General features: G+C 45.6%; 3 protein-coding genes. All 3 read right to left on the bottom strand.

All coding sequences use genetic code 11. The features are described from left to right. Positions 1-201: 201 nt before the first annotated feature. Entirely contained in the window at positions 202-1053 is an 852-nt protein-coding gene (locus HMPREF3052_RS04835; protein ID WP_070748866.1) for a BRO family protein, read from the bottom strand. A 94-nt stretch (positions 1054-1147) separates the two neighbouring features. Next, positions 1148-1705: a hypothetical protein gene (locus HMPREF3052_RS11325; RefSeq protein WP_283126955.1), complete on the bottom strand. Its 558-nt coding sequence runs from the start codon at positions 1703-1705 to the stop codon at positions 1148-1150. Further along, positions 1702-2130: S24 family peptidase (locus tag HMPREF3052_RS04830; RefSeq protein WP_141756608.1), on the bottom strand; the 429-nt coding region annotated here is incomplete at its 5' end. The genes HMPREF3052_RS11325 and HMPREF3052_RS04830, both read right to left, overlap by 4 nt.

Raw genomic sequence — 2130 nt, 5'->3', positions numbered from 1 at the left:
AAAAGAAAACCGCCAATAAAGGCGGTAAATGTGAAGTAAATAACGGTATAACCCCTATCAACAGGCAAAAAGAAAGCCCGCGCATGGCGGGCTGAAAAGGATAAAAATCTGTGAAGAGGTGTGTATTATAACTGAATATTCTGAGAAAAAGAAGAAAAAAACATCACTTCTTAAATCCTTATAATTCAATGCTTAGTGGGATTACTTGTCCTTGTTTAGGGTTTTGTCGTGTTTCTCAAGGGCGCGTTTTGTCTGCTTGATTCCTGTTCTAACCTTGTTAATCTTTTCATCTGACAATTTGAGGTCTTCCGGCAATGTGCCGGACGTTTGAATCATCACATTACGGACTGAACGTCCCACTTCTTCGGCGGCTCGTTCTAACGGCTTCTGTCCCTGTATATTCTGATTGCGTATCTTTTCCTCTGTCTGCGTGATTCGGAATGTATTAGCCGCCAATTCGACAGGGTTCATGAAGTCCAGCAATGAGCCTTTCAGGTCGCCTACGCCCTTATAGTTTTTCAGTTTGTTTATGTTCATGTTGTACAAGCCGCGATACCCGGCATTTTGGAATAAGCCATATTCTTCTACGCCGTGTCTATGGGCAAGGTGGTTTAATGTCTTTTCGCGGTCGGTAATATCGCCGCGCAAGAAAACGCGGTTTACATCGTCAGCGTCTCGGAATGTCGCGTTAATTTCTTCCGCCAGCTTGGCAAAATAGGCTTGCGCCGACGCCACGCGCGGATTACTGATATTTCCATTCATCACGGTTAAGTAACAGGCAAACCGTGTCAATTTAATATCATTGTCGCAATTATGTGAGGCCGTCTGAATAAAGTTTTCAGTGATAGGAATATCCAACTGAAAGCAGACGGAATGGGCGCGGTTGATTGCTTTTAAAATTGCCTGCATATCATTGTAGCCAAGCATCATCGCCAAGTCTGAAGCATACCAAAAGGTGTTGTCATCGGATTGGGCAAAACTGTCAAAGGCTACTGTCGATTGAGGGGAAAATACGGCAAGCTGGTGTGTCATATCGCAATTAAATTTAGTCATTTTTTAAGCTCTTATTTTACCATAAAATGTTGTTTTATAATGATGATTTACACTTCCATCAAGGCGGGGAAAGCCCGCATTGCGCGGGCTATGTTTAGATAACTGGCAGGTAGCAACATCGGCAACCTGATTTGTGTGTACATTGTGCATGGGGCAAAACAGGGGCTTCAGACGACCTGTATGTCTTGCCGCTTTGCGATTTGCAAAACTTGCAACTATCAGGGCAGCCTAAAATCTCAACCTTTTCATACTGTTTAAGCTCTTGCCGTGATTTTGCACGGAACAGCAACATTAAAGGGACGGCAGAATCGGAAAGATTGGATGATGCAAATTCATGTCGATAAAGCCATTTAGGGATTTGGCTTAGCCCCCAAATGAAGTTAAACGCGGCAATGATACGCGCGGCATTTAAATCATCATCGCTGATTTTGCCCAGTATCTCTGGGGTTTCTGAAAATATAGACTCTAGGATTTCAACGTCTGACGGCTCAGGGTATCGCGCCCAGTATTCTTGAGGGGATGCGCCCGAAAACAGCCCGCGCGGTTGCGGTTGTGATAATTCATAATCAGCAACCGTTCGGCACGCCGCCGATACGTCGCCTGATCGGATTTGCTGCAAACTCACTCTGTATGCTTCATCTCTATCCATCATACAATCACACTCCACCAAAACACACGACCGATGATGTTAATTTCATCTGCGTCGGCTTCTTCATCTGGGTAGGCTTCGGAATTGTAGCTTTTGATTCGGATTTTGTTATCAGGCAGTTTTTGCAGGATTTTTGTCCGCAATAACCCGCCGTGATTGACGGCGTAGATTTTGCCGTCCTTGATGACCTTGTCTGCGGTATTGATGCCGAGTGTCGCGCCGTCGGGAAATACCGGCTCCATACTGTCGCCGTCCGCGCAAACGCAAACCACATCGGCGGGATTGATGCCGTGCCGTCTAAGCGTTGATTTTGAGAAGCGCAGTTTGTAGCCATTGTAGTCCTCGATGTCGTCTGAAAATCCATTCCCCGCCGATAGGTGTATATCTTTGTAGAACGGGACTTCACAATCATCAGCCGATAACGGCGT

It is taken from the genome of Neisseria sp. HMSC056A03, from assembly GCF_001815685.1.
Taxonomy (GTDB): Bacteria; Pseudomonadota; Gammaproteobacteria; order Burkholderiales; family Neisseriaceae; genus Neisseria; species Neisseria subflava.
The sequence above is the reverse complement of the archived record's forward strand: the minus strand, read 5'-3'. Positions and strand labels throughout refer to the sequence as shown.